Origin of the sequence: Kribbella sp. NBC_00662 (genome assembly GCF_041430295.1) — a bacterium.
GTDB lineage: Bacteria > Actinomycetota > Actinomycetes > Propionibacteriales > Kribbellaceae > Kribbella.
Map to the genome: position 1 here is coordinate 7,597,762 of NZ_CP109029.1, position 13,927 is coordinate 7,611,688.

Genomic DNA, 13,927 nt, shown 5'->3' on the forward strand with positions numbered 1-13,927 from the left:
ACGGGCCACCTCTCACGGGCGTGGACGGATGATCGCCATGCGGGTTGTGGTCAGTTCCTCGATCGCGAAGCGCGGTCCCTCGCGGCCGGTGCCGGAGTCCTTCACCCCGCCGTACGGCATCACATCGGAGCGGAACCCAGGTACATCGTTGATCACCACTCCCCCGACCTCGAGCCGGTCGATCGCCGCGAACGCCGTGTCCAGCGAGGAAGTGAAGACGCTCGCGTGCAAGCCGTACCGCGTCTCGTTCACGGCCCGCAGCGCGCTGTCGACGTCCGGTACCGATCGCACCGCGATGACCGGTCCGAAGATCTCCTCGTCCCAGGCAGGCAGACCATCCGGTACGTCGGTCAGCACGATCGGCCCGAGCACGTCACCCGGCGCCTCGTACGCGATCGACCCACCGGCGTGAACCGCATCTCCGACCCACTCACGAACGCGAGCGGTCGACGCGGGGTTGATCAACGCGGACACCCGCGTCAACGGGTCGCGTGGGTCGCCGACGACGACGGTCGGCAGTCGGGCACCGAGTTTCTCGAGCAGATCCGACCGGATCGACTCGACCGCGATCACGCGCTGGACGGAGATGCAGGCCTGCCCGGAGGCGTAGTACCCGCCGCGAACGATCGCATCGGCGGCCGCGTCCAGATCGGCGTCCTCGGCAACGACCAGCGCGGAGTTCGAGCCGAGTTCGAGGAGGACCTTCGTCGGGGCGGCGTCGCGCGCGATGCGGTGACCGACGGCGGCCGATCCGGTGAACGAGACGGCACCAACTCGACCATCTGTCGTGAGCGTCGCACCGACGTCGGCTCCACCGGTCACCAATTGAACAGCACTCTCCGGACCTCCCGCATCGGCAAGCGCCGACCGCATGAGGTGGGTCAACCAGAGCGTGGCCAGCGGCGTCTGCGGCGCCGGCTTCACGATGATCGGGCACCCGGCCGCGAACGCCGGTGCGATCTTGTGCGCCGCCAGCAGCAGTGGGTAGTTGAACCCGGTGATCCCGACGACGACACCGATCGGCTTACGCACCCAGAACCCCTGCAGGCCCTCGCCACTCGGCAGCAGATCGAGCGGCACCGTCTCACCGTGCAGCCGGGCGACCTCCTCGGCCGACGTCTCCAGCGTGAGCAGCGTCCGATCGATCTCCACCCGGCAGTCGACGAGCGGCTTGCCGGTCTCGAGCACCAGCAGATCCACAAACTCGTTGCGCGCAGCAAGGACCGCGGAATGCACGCTCTGCAGGACTTTCCGGCGCAGGTACGACGGGAGCCGCCCGACCGTTTCGCGGACGGACAGGGCGTTGTCGAGCGCCGCCCGCGCCAGCTCGACGTCACCGACCGGCGCGTCCGCGACCGTCGAACCGTCGTACGGGAAGATCACCGGAGCGGTTGCCGGTGCGTCGACCCAGGCTTCACCGATCGGCAGGCCGGCTGGGAACTTCACGCTGGATCTCCCTTCGCGAGCAGGTCGGACGTGGTCGCGCCGGACAGGGCGCGCTGAAGCGTCGGGATGGCCGAGACCAGGCGTTGCGTGTACGGGTGCTGCGGGGCGGCGTACACGTCGCCGGTGTAGCCGGTCTCGACGATCTGGCCGGCATTCATCACCGCCACGCGGTCGCAGACGTGCTTGATCACGGACAGGTCGTGAGAGACGAACACCAGCGTGAGGTTGAGTTCGTCGACCAGGTCGGAGATCAGGTTCAGGACCTGGGCCCGGACCGATACGTCGAGGGCGCTGACCGGCTCGTCCGCGATCAGGATGCGCGGTCGCGGCGCGAGCGCCCGGGCGATCGAGATGCGCTGCCGCTGACCGCCGGAGAACTGGTGCGGGTACCGGTTGCCGGCGTCGGCGGACAGACCGACCGCCTCGAGCAGCTCTCGGACGCGCTCGCCCGAGGCGGGATGGCCTTGGACGACGAGCGGTTCGGCGATGATGTCGCGGACCCGCATCCGTGGGTCGAGCGAACTCATCGGGTCCTGGAAGACGAGCTGCAGGTTCTCCCGGAGGAAACGCAGCCGGCGGTCGGACAACCGGGTGATATCGGTGCCTTCGACAATCACATTCCCGGAGGTCGCGCGGTCGAGGGCCGCGATGATCCGGAGCAGTGTGGACTTGCCGCAGCCGGACTCACCGACGATGCCGAATCGCTCGCCCTGCTTGATCTCCAGGCTCACGCCACGGAGCGCGTGCACGACGGGCGCCGGCTGGAAGAGAGAGGTCCGCGGCCGCGGGTAGTCGCGGACGAGATCGACGACCTGGATAGCGGTCGGCGTCTCGAACTCACGCGTCGTCGGGATGTGCTCAGGCGTCGGCGGGTGCTCAGGCATCCGTCACCCCCGCGGGATGGTGGCAGGCGAAGCCCTCCGCATCGTCGCCTGACCACGGCGGCATCTCCTCGCAGAGTGCGGTGGAGTAGGCGCAGCGGGTCCGGAAGACACAACCCGACGGGAACTTGCCCGCGGGTGGCACGTTGCCGGGGATCGTCGTCAGCCGACGGGCAGTCGTGTCGAGGTCGGATGCCGCGAGCAGGCCCTGGGTGTAGCGGTGGCGGGGGCGCGTGAACACATCGGCGACAGGACCGGATTCGACGACGCGTCCGCCGTACATCACCAGGACACGCTCGCAGACGGTCGCGACGACGGCGAGGTCGTGGGTGATGAAGAGGAGTGCGGACGACCGGTCCATGACGCCGCGAACGATCAGGTCGAGGACGAGAGCCTGGACGGTCACGTCCAAGGCGGTCGTCGGCTCGTCGCAGATCAGCAGGGAGGGATCGTTGGCGAGGGCAAGCGCCAGGACCACTCGTTGCCGTTGGCCACCGGAGAGTTGGTGTGGGTACGCGCGCAGGGTGTCGGTCGGGAGCTGCACGCGTTCGAGCAGCTCAGCGGCGGCCGCACGGGCCGCGGACTTGGGTCTGGTGTTGTGGATCAGCATCGCCTCGGCGAGTTGGTCGCCGATCCGCATGGTCGGGTTGAGCGCGGTCATCGGCTCCTGGAAGACCATCGCGATGTCACGGCCGCGAACCTGCGACATCTGGCGTTCGTCGGCACCGATCAGCTCGTGGTCGACGCCGTCGAGGCGGACGGAGCCTCCGGCGTACACGTCCTCGGGAAGCAGTCCGAGCACGCTCAACGCCGTCAACGACTTGCCCGAGCCCGACTCGCCGATCAGCCCGACCCGCTCCCCCGCGCCGACGGTCAGGTCCACGTCGGACACCAGCGTCGTGTCGCGGACCTTGACGGACAACCCGCGGACCGTCAGTACGTCGCTCATCGGCGGTCCTCCAGTTTCGGGTCGAAGCGGTCCCGGAGGCCGTCGCCGAGCAGGTTGAAGCCGAGTACGGCGATGGCGATCGCGATACCGGGGAAGATCGCCAGCCGGGGGGCGCTGAACAGGAACTCCTGGCTCTCCTGCAGCATCCGGCCCCACGACGGTGTCGGCGGTGGCGTGCCGTATCCGAGGAACGAGAGCGCCGCCTCCGCCAGTACTGCGATCGCGAACGACACCGAGGCCTGCACGGTGATCAGACTGGTCACGTTGGGCAGTACGTGCCGGACCGCGATCGGCCACGGGCGTCGCCCGGCGGCGCGGGCGGCGAGCACGTACTCGGTCCGCATCACCTGCAGCGCGCCGCTCCGGATCACCCGCGCGAAGCTCGGCACCGAAGCGATGCCGATGGCAATCATCGCCGTCAGCGTGCTCGCCCCGAACACCGCGCCGAACATGATTGCCAACAGCAACGCCGGGAACGCGAGCAGCAGATCGTTGCCGCGCATGATGACCTCGCCCGGCCAGCGCCGTACCATCGCGGCCAGGATCCCGAGCGGTACGCCGATCACCGCTGCGACACCGACCGCGACCACGCCGACGAACAGCGTCGTCCGCGAACCGACCATGATCTGGCTGAGCACGTCGCGCCCGAACTTGTCGGTCCCGAACCAGTGCGACCACGACGGCTCGAGCAACCGGGACGCGGGCGTGACCAGCGTGGCGTCGTACGGCGTCCAGACGAACGAGATGAGCGCCATCAGGACGATGACGCCGACGATCACGCCGCCGGCGACCAGGCTCGGGTTCAGGCGCTTCATGATGCCGTCCTCAGTCGCGGGTCGAGGGCGACGTACAGGAGGTCGACGACGAAGTTGACCAGGAGGACGGCGAGGACGAGGACCATGACGACGTCTTGGACCAGCAGCAGGTCGCGGTTCGAGACGCCGTCGAGCAGGAGACTGCCGAGACCGGGGATGACGAAGACTCGTTCGACGACGACTGCGCCGATCAGGAGGGTCGCGAGCTGGAGGCCCAGGACTGTGACAACGGGGACGGCGGCGTTGCGGAGGCCGTGGCGCCAGAGGGCTTGAAAGGGCCTCAGGCCTTTGGCTCGGGCGGTGCGGAGGTAGTCCTCGCGGAGGACGTCGAGGACCGCGCTGCGGACGTAGCGGGTGAGCACGGCGCCTTGGACCAGGCCGAGTGAGAGCGCCGGGAGGATCAGCTGCTTGAGGAACATCCCGGGGTCCTGTGCGGGCGGGGTCCAGCCGTTGGCGGGCAGCCAGCCGAGCTTCACCGCGAACACCACGATCAGCAGGATCCCGGCCAGGAACGCCGGTACGGCGACGCCGACCTGGGAGACCGCGGACAGGGCGAGCCCGGACAGCTTGCGGTGCCGCGCGGCCATCAGCGTTCCGGCCGGGACGGCGACGAGCAGCGCGATGATCATGCCGGCGACGACCAGCCACAGCGTCACCTGCAGGCGATCGAACACCTGCGGACCGATCGCGACCTTCGACACGTACGACGTACCGAGGTCGCCGTGGAGCAGCCCGCCGAGCCAGTCGAAGTACTGCGTCGGCAGCGGCCGGTCGAGGCCGAACTGCTGCCGCAGTTCGGCCACCGCCTCATCGGATGCGTTCACGCCGAGTGCGACCCGGGCGGGATCGCCGGGCAGCACCGCCATGAACGCGAACACCAGCACCGAGCTCACCGCAAGACTGACCAAGAACACGCCGGTGCGCTCGATCAGGCGGAGAATCATCGGGTGAGCTTGGAGAGATCGAAGTTCTCGGTGATGGCGTTGGTCGGCAGGCCCTTGATGTCCTTGTCGGCGACGATCAGGTTCGGGATCAGGAACAGCCAGTCCCCCGCCGCCTGCTCGGACAGCCGGCGCGCCGCCTTCTTCATGTTGTCGATCTGCGCGGCCTCGTCACCGACATCCGCGGCGGCCAGATATCCCTGCAGGGTCGGATCGTCGTACCGCGTGTAGTACTTCGCGTTGAACACCGCACCGAGGTCGCGCGGCTCGACGTGCGCGATGATCGACATGTCGTAGTCGGCGTTCTTGAAGACCGTGGTCAGCCAGGCCGCCGGGAACTCGAGCTGGTCGATCTGCACCTTCAGCCCGGCCTGCTCCAGCATGCTCTTCACCACCTGGCCGCAGGAGGTTGCGTACGGCAACGTCGGCAGCCGCAGCCGGAGCGTCTTGCCGGCCGCGCCGGAGGCCTGCAGCAACGACTTCGCCTTGGCCAGGTCGTACGGCGCGACGCCGGTGAGGTCCTCGTACCACGGGTCGGTCGGCGGGACCATGCTGCCGATCAGCTTGCCGCGACCGGCCCAGCAGGTGTCGAGCAGCGCCTTGTGGTCGATCGCCATCCGGATCGCCTGGCGGGTCCGCAGGTCCTTGAACACCGGGCGGGAGTTGTTGAACGACAGCAGCACCTCGCCGTTCGTCGTACCTTCGATCACCTGGTACTTGCTGTTGCTGGTGAACTGGCTGAGCGCTTCCGGCGCCTGGACCGTGCCGATCACGTTGATCGTGCTGGTCAGCAGCGCGTTGTTGAGCGCGGTCGCGTCCTTGAAGTACTTCAGCGTGACCTGCTGGAAGAACGGCTTGCTGCCCCAGTAGTCGTCGTTGCGGACCATGACGATCGAGTCGCCGCGGTTCCACTTCGAGAACTTGAACGGGCCGGTGCCGACCGGGTCGGTCGCGAGCGCGCTGACACCGCTCTCCGAGAACATCGCGCCGATCCGAGTGGTCATCCGGAACAACCAGTCGTTGCTCGGCTTGGCCAGCGTCACCTGCAGCTGCGTCGGCGAGAGCGCCTTGGCCCCGGAAACCACGTCCATCGCGGCCTTCAGCGAGGTCGTCCACGCGGTCTTCACCCGGTTGATGCTGAACACCGCGTCGTTGGCGGTGAACTGCTTGCCGTTGGTGAACTTCGCGTTGTCGACCAGGTCGAAGGTGTAGGTCTTGCGGTCCGGCGAGACAGTCCACGACTTCGCCAGCGACGGCACGATCTTGCCGGAGTCGTCCTGCTTGACGAGCGTCTCGTACACGTTCCCGAGCAGCGCCTGCGGGATCGCGGCACCGTCGGTGGTGGTGAAGTCCAGGCTGGCCGGCTCGGCGACCAGGCCGATCGAGAGCTTCTGGTCCCCGCCCGGCGAACTGCCCGAGGAGGTGCTCGAACCCGCCGAGCAGGCGGTCAGGGCCAGCACCGCCGCGGAGGCGACGAACGCGACCGCCCGAATGCGAAACGACGACTTCACGCCAACTCCTTCAGAGGCCGGTGCTGATCCTGCAACTGGTCCGACCAGTGGACTAGGTGCAACTGGGCCACTAGATTTGTCCCCTGCTCAGGTGCCTGTCAAGCGACTAGGGGGGTGCGCCGGATGACAACTGGACCGAATCGTCTGCAGTTCAGTCCGGTACAGCCCGTGCGCGCGTACCAACGGATCGTCGAACAGGTCGAGGACGCACTCGCCCGCGGCGACCTGGCGCCGGGCCAGCGGCTGCCGAGCGAACGCGAGCTGGTCGCGCAGTTCGCGGTCAGCCGGTCGACGGTCCGCGAGGCGCTGCGGGTGCTCGAGAGCAACGGCGTGGTCCGCTCCCGCCCCGGCGACCCGAACGGTCCGGAGATCCTCCCGTTCTCCCAGTCCGCGCTGCGCAAGCAGATGGTCCGCCTGGCCCGCGTCGAGGAGCTGACCCTGAGCGAGCTGATCGGGTTCCGGATGATCATGGACGGCGCCGCGATCCAGGTCGCATCCCGGCTGCGTACGCCGGAGGAGCTCGACGAACTGGAAGAGACACTGGTCGCGATGCGAGCCGCGATCGACGTCGACTTCGACGCGTTCAGCCAGGCCGACCTCGCCTTCCACGAGCTGATCGCGCGGATCAGCCGCAACTCGCTGATCCAGACCTGCAACGAGGTCGTCCGCGGCGTCGTACTCAGCCTGATCTCCGACAAGATCGCCCACGCGCCGAACAGCCGGGCCCTGATGCTCGAGTCGCTGCACCACCACGCCGAGGTCGTCGATGCCATCCGCACCGGCAACGGCCACGCCGCCGCTCGCCTGGCCCGCCAGAACATGTACGACTACTACGGCGGGTACGTGCCCGACTCCGAGCAGGAAACCTTGCGCGCGCTCATAGAGGACTGAGGTATTCCCGTGGCATTCTGACGGGATCGGTTCACTGGTGGGGGGCACCGCGTGAGCAAACCAGCGATTCTGACCGTCGACGACGACCCGATGGTGTCGGCGGCGATCTCCCGGGATCTACGCCGCAGGTACGGCGACGACTACCTCGTCGTGCGCGCGACCTCGGGCGACCAAGCACTGGCCGCGCTGACGAAGCTGGCCTTGCGCAACCAGCCGATCGCGCTGATCGCCACCGATCAGCGGATGCCCGGCATGACCGGTATCGAGCTGCTCGAACGCGCCCGCGTGCACGCGCCGAGCGCGAAATACCTGCTGCTCACCGCGTACGCCGACACCGAAGTCGCGATCCGGGCCATCAACGACATCGGCCTCGACTACTACCTGCTGAAGCCGTGGGACCCGCCCGAGGATCAGCTGTTCCCGGTCGTCGACGACCTGCTCGGCGACTGGCAGCAGGCCAATCCCGACCACGTCTCCGATGTCCGTGTCGTCGGCAACCGCTGGTCGGACCGCTCGCACGACATCAAGACCTTCCTGGCCCGCAACCACGTGCCGTACCGCTGGTACGACATCGAACGCGATCCGGAAGCCCAGCGCCTGATAGACCTGGCCGATGCCTCCGACAACGACCTCCCGCTGGTCCTGATCCCGGAGAGCGACACCCTCCGCTCCCCCACCACCCTCGACCTCGCGTCGGCACTCGGTCTGCGCACGAGAGCCGAGCAACCGCTGTACGACGTGTGCATCGTCGGCGGCGGGCCCGCGGGTCTGGCTGCCGGCGTGTACGCCGCGTCCGAAGGCCTCAGCACGGTGATCGTCGAACGCGAAGCACCCGGCGGCCAAGCCGGACTCAGCGCCGCGATCGAGAACTACCTCGGCTTCCCGCGCGGACTCACCGGCTCCGACCTGGCCGCACGAGCCGTCGCACAGGCATCCCGATTCGGCGCCGAGATGGTGCTCGCACGTTCGGTCGTCGGACTCGAGTCCCGCGGCCCCGTGCACGCCGTACTGCTCGAAGGATCGGGCGAGATCGAGGCCCGCGCGCTGATCGTCGCGACCGGCGTCTCGTACCGCAGCCTCGACGTCGACGGCCTCGCGGACCTCACCGGCCGCGGCGTCTACTACGGCGCAACCGCCAGCGAGGCCAGCCAGGTCCAGGACGACGAGGTGTACGTCGTGGGCGCGGCGAACTCGGCCGGTCAGGCGGCCCTCAACCTCTCGCGCTACGCGAAACGGGTCGTACTCCTGGTCCGCGGCGACTCACTGGAGAGCTCGATGTCGAGGTACTTGATCGACAAGATCAGCAACGCGCGGAACATCGAGGTCCGGTGCCGGACCGAAGTCGTCGGATGCCGGGGCGACGGTCACCTCGAGGGTCTGACGTTGGCCGATCGCGACACCGGTCGCGTCGACGAGGTGCTCGCGAGCTGGCTGTTCATCTTCGTCGGGGCGATCCCGCGGACCGATTGGCTCGGCGACTCCGTCGTCCGCGACGAGAAGGGCTTCGTGGTGACCGGACCCGACGTGGTCGCCTTCGATCGGTGGACGCTGCCGCGGCCGCCGTACGCGCTGGAGACCAGCGTGCCAGGGGTGTTCGCGGCCGGCGACGTCCGGCTGGATTCGATGAAACGGGTGGCCTCCGCGGTCGGTGAAGGCGCCATGTCGATCTATCTCGTCCACCGCTACCTTGCGACCGTCTGATGCGCGCCGAGGATCTGCGAGACATCCCGCTCTTCGCGGGACTGAGCGACACGCAGCTCGAGGAGCTGATCGACGGCAGCACCGAGGTGCCGATCGAGCTCGGCGCCGATCTGTTCCACGAAGGCGAGCCCGCGGACTTCTGGTGGGTGCTGGTCGACGGTGTGATCGCGCTGCACCGCAAGATCGGCCGCGAGGACACCGTGATGGGCAAGATGGACGTCCCCGGCCGCTGGGCCGGTGGGTTCCGCGCCTGGGACGAGCACGGCGTCTACCTCGCCAGCGGCCGCGGCCTGGCCGAAGGCCGGGTACTGCGGGTGCCGACCGACCTGCTGCGGGAACGGATCGACGTGTGGTTCCCGCTTGCCGGACATCTCATCAGAGGTGTCTATGGAACAGCGCGGGCGATCGAGTCGACTGCCCGGCAGCGGGAGTCGCTGATCACGCTCGGCACGTTGGCGGCCGGGTTGGCGCACGAGATCAACAATCCGGCCGCGGCGGCGGCCCGTTCGGTCAGTGCGCTCGACACCGCGTGCGTCACGCTGCTGTCGGCCCTGCGCCGGCTCGCGGAGGGCGAGGTCTCGGCGGCGCAGTTCAGTGCACTGGACGAGCTGCGGCTCGAGCTCGGCTCCGGTACGGCGGCGCCGGATCCGGTCGATCTCGCCGATGACGAGAACCTCATCTCGGACTGGCTCGGCGATCACGGCGTCACCCAGGACTGGCTCATCGCGCCGCCGTTGGCAGCCGCGGGCGCCGGCGTCGAGTGGTGCGAGCGCGCGGCCGAAGTACTCGGAGATGCCCTGGAACCTGGTCTGGAATGGGTCGCCAGCACGCTCTCCGCGGCGACGTTGCTCGGCGAGGTGAAGGAGTCGACGCGGCGGATCACCGAACTGGTGGCGGCGGTCCGCTCGTACTCGCAGATGGACCGCGGTTCGATCCAGACGATCGACGTGACCGAGGGCATCGAGAGCACGCTGGTGATGCTCGGGCACAAGCTCCGCGACGGCGTCGAGGTGATCCGCGAGTACGGCGCCGACGTACCGCGGATCGACGCTTTCGCAGGCGAGCTCAACCAGGTGTGGACGAACCTGATCGACAACGCGGTCGACGCGATGGAAGGCGCCGGCACGCTGCGGATCACGACACGCACCGACGGCGACCGGATCGTGGTCGAGTTCACCGACACCGGTCGCGGCATGCCGACCGAGGTCGCGGCACGGGCGTTCGAGCCGTTCTACACGACCAAGGACGTCGGCAAGGGCACCGGTCTGGGCCTCGACATCGCGCAACGAATCGTCGCCGAACATCACGGCGGCACGATCACCATCGCCTCGAAACCGGGCCGGACCACGCTCCAGGTGCGGCTGCCGCGGCAGCCGGTCACGACCGGATGATTCGTACCGAACGACAGGAGAAGTGGCGGTGCGCGCCATGACGCCGTGGAGCCCGCCCGCTCCGTTGGCGTGAACTGTCTCCTGTCGTCCGGTACGGGTCCTCAGGTGTCGTGCTCGAGAATGCGGACCCGCGGCACCTTCAGCAGCTTGCGGGCCTTGGTGGACCAGTCGGAGCAGACGAACCGGGCCGCGGTCTCGGGCCAGGCGACGACCACGACCTCGCGGCTTCCGGTGGTTTTCACCATCTGCATCAACGCCAGCATGATCTCGCCGTGCGTGATGGACACATGCACCGGGTACCCGCTGGCGGCCCGGAGGCGGCGCGAACTGTGTTCGATCACCGACGCGAGGTCGACGGCCGGGTCCGCGAGGGTGGCCATCGGTGCTCGGCTCGGAGCGGCCACCGGGCCGACCCGCGCCGACGGAGCAGTCGCCGAGCCGACCACGGCCGCCGCGCCGGTCATCCCGGCCACGTCCGCGAACGTCGAACCCAGCAACGCCATCGGACCACCGATCCCGCTGTCCGGATGACTCGAGACCAGCAGGTGGTAGTCAACGGCTTCTTCATGTCTTGCGTACAGGGCGGCAACGCGGCGCGCGTCGCCCTCGCTCATCTCCCGCTCGATGAGCACCACCACGTCGTACGTCATTCGTGGCTCCCTTCGCGTCAATTCCGTTGTACTCCTGCTCCGGAGCGCACCAAAGCGACACCCCCGCCTCCGTCACGGAACTGTCAAACATTTCTCAGGCGCTTGCCAGACTCGCCCGAGCGCAGGGGCCGCGTCTCAGACAGCGCGCAGGGTCGCCCGGGCGCGAGTGTCAGGCGCGAGCACGGCCAGCAGGTGCGGCGCGTCGATCAACGCCACACTCGCGTGGTCGAGCAGACGCGGATGCAACGCATACACTTCCGCCCCCGGCCGCGGCGTGACATCACCGGCCAGAACCGCGACGAAATCGGCCCGGTCGGCGGCGTCCTCGTCCCACCGGCGGTCGGGCTCCAACCGGGCCGTCACCCGCCGCGCGAACGCCGCTAGCTCCTCGGACGGCTCCCGCCGATACCCGACGACCGATCCGTCGGCACATCGAACGGCGATCTCGTCGGCGCGCGCAGCAGCGTGCCAGCAGCAGAGCTCCCACAGGCTGACCCGGTCGCCGGCCCCGTGCACTTCCTCCAGCGTCGCAGCCATCAGCCCGAGCTGACCGCCGTACCTCGCGACGTTGTGGCCGTATCCCGCCGCGCCGAGGTTGACGTCGTACCAGCGCAGTTCCTTCGTCTGTAGGTCGACGCCGAACGGCATCAGGATCTTCGCCGGCCCGGACAGGTCGAACCGCTCTTCGACCGCGGCCGGGTCGAACAGGCCGTTTGGTTGCCGCATCACCCCAACGAACCCGCGCTCCAACTGATCGAACGGTACGTCGTTGTAGCTGAACACGACCGGGAGCACATAACGCCCGTCGACCCGGCGCACCGCGCGCAGATCGATGTCCACGAACTCGGTGGATCCCTGCGGAGCCGGGGCCGACGTCAGGTCGCCGGAGTGCACCAGCGCGTCCTGGTCGAACCGCAGTCGCGTGTAATCGCAGAGCCCGACGAAGCCCCACTCCTCGTCGAACACCGCCACGGACAGATCGAGATCGATCCGTCGGCCGGCCGGCTCGACCCAATGCAGGAACAGGCGCAGCAGTTCGTCCTGCGGGATCGGCACCGCACTCCCCCGCGTCATCCGCAGCAGACTCGACGACGCGCTCCGCTCCGAACCGGGCGCGGCCAGCCGGGCCAGCTCCTCGTCCAGGAACGCCCGCCGCCACCGCGGCAGATCCGTTGCCCGACGCAACATCTCACCGGTGAGTACGCCGGACAGCTCCAGGGCCGGCTCACCCGGCAACGGCTCGCGCTCGTCGACGGCCGTCCAGATGCGAGCCGTCCCGCCACGCGGGAAGAAAAGCCGCAGATCGCCGGGCGGCGTCCGCACCTGACCGAGCGCAGCGGTGATCACCGCCGGGGACACGTCCGACACCGCGGTCGTCAGCGCCTCGACGAGCATCGCGTGCCGTTCGGGTGGAAGGACCCGCGCGAGGTGCACCAGACGGCGTACCAGGTCGCCGGGACGCTCACGGAGCAGGTCGAGCGCCTGCTCGGGACGGCCCTGCGCGAAGGCGGCCTCGACCCGCGCGGCGAACGTGCTCATCACGAGCCGCCCGTCCTCGACGCGGATCAACGGCTGCGCCGCCGCCTCACCCGCCACTGCCCGTCCGGCCGCGGTCCGGAGATCCAGATCGGTCCGGCGAAGGACTGCGAACGCGAGCGCCGCGACCGGGAAGCGGGTCGCGAACTCGAACGGGTGCAGGTTCTCCGCGATGCGCTTCCAGGCGCGCTCGTGGCGCAGCAGGTCCTCGACCAGCGTCTCCACCGGCATCCGGTCCAGCCGCTGCAACACCAGCCGCCGGGTTGCCCGAGGCAACGACTTGCGCCGGGCCGGCGGCGTCCGCAGCCCGGGATCGGCGTCCATCAACGCGAAGATCAGCCGCAGTACGTCGGTCGCGGTGTCGGTGCGGTCGATCAGCTCGGGGTCGTCCGCGAGGAAGTGTGCGATGACGAGCGCCCGGGTCTCGCGGACCGGGATCTCGTCCGGCAGCCAGGACGGGTCGGCGCCGTCGAGCAGCACCAGCAGGTCAGCCCGGTCCGCGGCCGAGAGCGGTGCGCGCCGCGCCAGCAACGCCTCGACCGTCTCGCGGGCCGAGTCGTCCGTTGCCGGCGAGAGCAGGCGCAGGCGGTCCGACAGGACGTGTGCCGGCTGCTCCTCGTCGAACGACGGCCTGAGGAACGGATCCTTGCGATCGATCCGGCGCAGGCAGAGCGGGCAGGCGCTGAGGTCGGAACCGTCCCAGCACGTCCGGCAGACCAGGTGGGCACACGGCGAGACCGGATGCACTGTCTTGGTGTCGCCGCACAGCACGCAGGGCTGATCGGGCTCCTGGAGGAGGCGAGCGAACACCCGGTTGACGTAGAAGGTCTCGGTGTTGCCCGGCACGCTCTCCGGGAAGCCACGGAACAGCGGCGTGTGATGGGTGTCGTGGCCGGACTCGGCGTCCAGCAACTCGAGTAGTGCGCGACCGAAGCCGGCGAGTGCGGGAGCCGACAGCGAGGCGCAGTACCGGTAGAGGCCGACGGACAGCAGGAAGCCTCGCTGGATCAGGTCGGCCTGGAGGGCGGAGAGTCCGGTCTGGACCGTGAGCGGACGGCGGAGCCATTGCCAGGCCGTGCGGCGCACCGCCGGGGTCAGCGTGGTGACGTCGACGAGCCGGCGGCGGCGCAGCAGGACCTGCACTGTGTCTTCCGGCATGGCGTCTCCCCACTGGCGTCCCGTGACGAAGGCGCCAGGGGCGGAGAGCGGACGCGC

11 protein-coding genes are annotated in these 13,927 nt (G+C 68.9%); 3 read left to right on the forward strand and 8 right to left on the reverse strand.

The annotated features are described in order from the left end of the window. Positions 1-12: 12 nt before the first annotated feature. Genes OHA10_RS37355 through OHA10_RS37380 form a run of 6 tightly spaced genes read right to left on the reverse strand, consistent with a single transcriptional unit; the run spans position 13 to position 6,543 of the window. Positions 13-1,446, reverse strand: a complete 1,434-nt coding sequence (locus OHA10_RS37355) for an aldehyde dehydrogenase family protein (protein ID WP_371403518.1) — start codon at positions 1,444-1,446, stop codon at positions 13-15. After that, complete coding sequence (locus OHA10_RS37360; protein ID WP_371403519.1) at positions 1,443-2,330, reverse strand: ATP-binding cassette domain-containing protein; 888 nt, start codon at positions 2,328-2,330, stop codon at positions 1,443-1,445. The genes OHA10_RS37355 and OHA10_RS37360 overlap by 4 nt, the downstream gene beginning before the upstream one ends. Beyond that, positions 2,323-3,276, reverse strand: a complete 954-nt coding sequence (locus tag OHA10_RS37365; RefSeq protein WP_371403520.1) for an ABC transporter ATP-binding protein — start codon at positions 3,274-3,276, stop codon at positions 2,323-2,325. The genes OHA10_RS37360 and OHA10_RS37365 overlap by 8 nt, the downstream gene beginning before the upstream one ends. After that, positions 3,273-4,091, reverse strand: a complete 819-nt coding sequence (locus OHA10_RS37370; protein WP_371403521.1) for an ABC transporter permease — start codon at positions 4,089-4,091, stop codon at positions 3,273-3,275. Before OHA10_RS37370 ends, OHA10_RS37365 begins: the two co-directional genes overlap by 4 nt. Next, positions 4,088-5,035 carry an ABC transporter permease gene (locus tag OHA10_RS37375; protein WP_371403522.1) on the reverse strand — a complete coding sequence of 316 codons (948 nt, stop codon included), beginning with the start codon at positions 5,033-5,035 and terminating at the stop codon, positions 4,088-4,090. The genes OHA10_RS37370 and OHA10_RS37375 overlap by 4 nt, the downstream gene beginning before the upstream one ends. Further along, positions 5,032-6,543 (reverse strand): ABC transporter substrate-binding protein, encoded by a 1,512-nt coding sequence (locus tag OHA10_RS37380; RefSeq protein WP_371403523.1) that lies wholly within the window; start codon positions 6,541-6,543, stop codon positions 5,032-5,034. Before OHA10_RS37380 ends, OHA10_RS37375 begins: the two co-directional genes overlap by 4 nt. Positions 6,544-6,666: 123 nt before the next feature. Between OHA10_RS37380 and OHA10_RS37385 the strand changes: the two genes are divergently transcribed. The 3 genes from OHA10_RS37385 to OHA10_RS37395 are packed head-to-tail and all read left to right on the forward strand — an operon-like array spanning position 6,667 to position 10,526. After that, complete coding sequence (locus OHA10_RS37385; protein ID WP_371403524.1) at positions 6,667-7,434, forward strand: FadR/GntR family transcriptional regulator; 768 nt, start codon at positions 6,667-6,669, stop codon at positions 7,432-7,434. A gap of 51 nt (positions 7,435-7,485) precedes the next feature. Continuing rightward, positions 7,486-9,135 (forward strand): FAD-dependent oxidoreductase, encoded by a 1,650-nt coding sequence (locus OHA10_RS37390; protein WP_371403525.1) that lies wholly within the window; start codon positions 7,486-7,488, stop codon positions 9,133-9,135. Next, positions 9,135-10,526, forward strand: coding sequence for a sensor histidine kinase (locus OHA10_RS37395; RefSeq protein ID WP_371403526.1), 1,392 nt, complete (start codon positions 9,135-9,137; stop codon positions 10,524-10,526). The genes OHA10_RS37390 and OHA10_RS37395 overlap by 1 nt, the downstream gene beginning before the upstream one ends. A 101-nt stretch (positions 10,527-10,627) precedes the next feature. On the opposite strand, the gene OHA10_RS37400 is transcribed toward OHA10_RS37395, so the two are convergent. Then, positions 10,628-11,176, reverse strand: a complete 549-nt coding sequence (locus OHA10_RS37400) for a hypothetical protein (RefSeq protein ID WP_371403527.1) — start codon at positions 11,174-11,176, stop codon at positions 10,628-10,630. Between the two features lie 135 nt (positions 11,177-11,311). Beyond that, the gene (locus OHA10_RS37405) at positions 11,312-13,870 is read right to left on the reverse strand and encodes an MXAN_6230/SCO0854 family RING domain-containing protein (protein ID WP_371403528.1); all 2,559 of its coding nucleotides are present in this window, start codon (positions 13,868-13,870) and stop codon (positions 11,312-11,314) included. Between the last annotated feature and the right edge of the window lie 57 nt (positions 13,871-13,927).

Coding starts and splice junctions, on each gene's coding strand:
- OHA10_RS37395 (WP_371403526.1), top strand. CDS start 9,135: ATGCGCGCCGAGGATCTGCGAGACATCCCGCTCTTCGCGGGACTGAGC.
- OHA10_RS37385 (WP_371403524.1), top strand. CDS start 6,667: ATGACAACTGGACCGAATCGTCTGCAGTTCAGTCCGGTACAGCCCGTG.
- OHA10_RS37365 (WP_371403520.1), bottom strand. CDS start 3,276: ATGAGCGACGTACTGACGGTCCGCGGGTTGTCCGTCAAGGTCCGCGAC.
- OHA10_RS37405 (WP_371403528.1), bottom strand. CDS start 13,870: ATGCCGGAAGACACAGTGCAGGTCCTGCTGCGCCGCCGCCGGCTCGTC.
- OHA10_RS37375 (WP_371403522.1), bottom strand. CDS start 5,035: ATGATTCTCCGCCTGATCGAGCGCACCGGCGTGTTCTTGGTCAGTCTT.
- OHA10_RS37360 (WP_371403519.1), bottom strand. CDS start 2,330: ATGCCTGAGCACCCGCCGACGCCTGAGCACATCCCGACGACGCGTGAG.
- OHA10_RS37400 (WP_371403527.1), bottom strand. CDS start 11,176: ATGACGTACGACGTGGTGGTGCTCATCGAGCGGGAGATGAGCGAGGGC.
- OHA10_RS37370 (WP_371403521.1), bottom strand. CDS start 4,091: ATGAAGCGCCTGAACCCGAGCCTGGTCGCCGGCGGCGTGATCGTCGGC.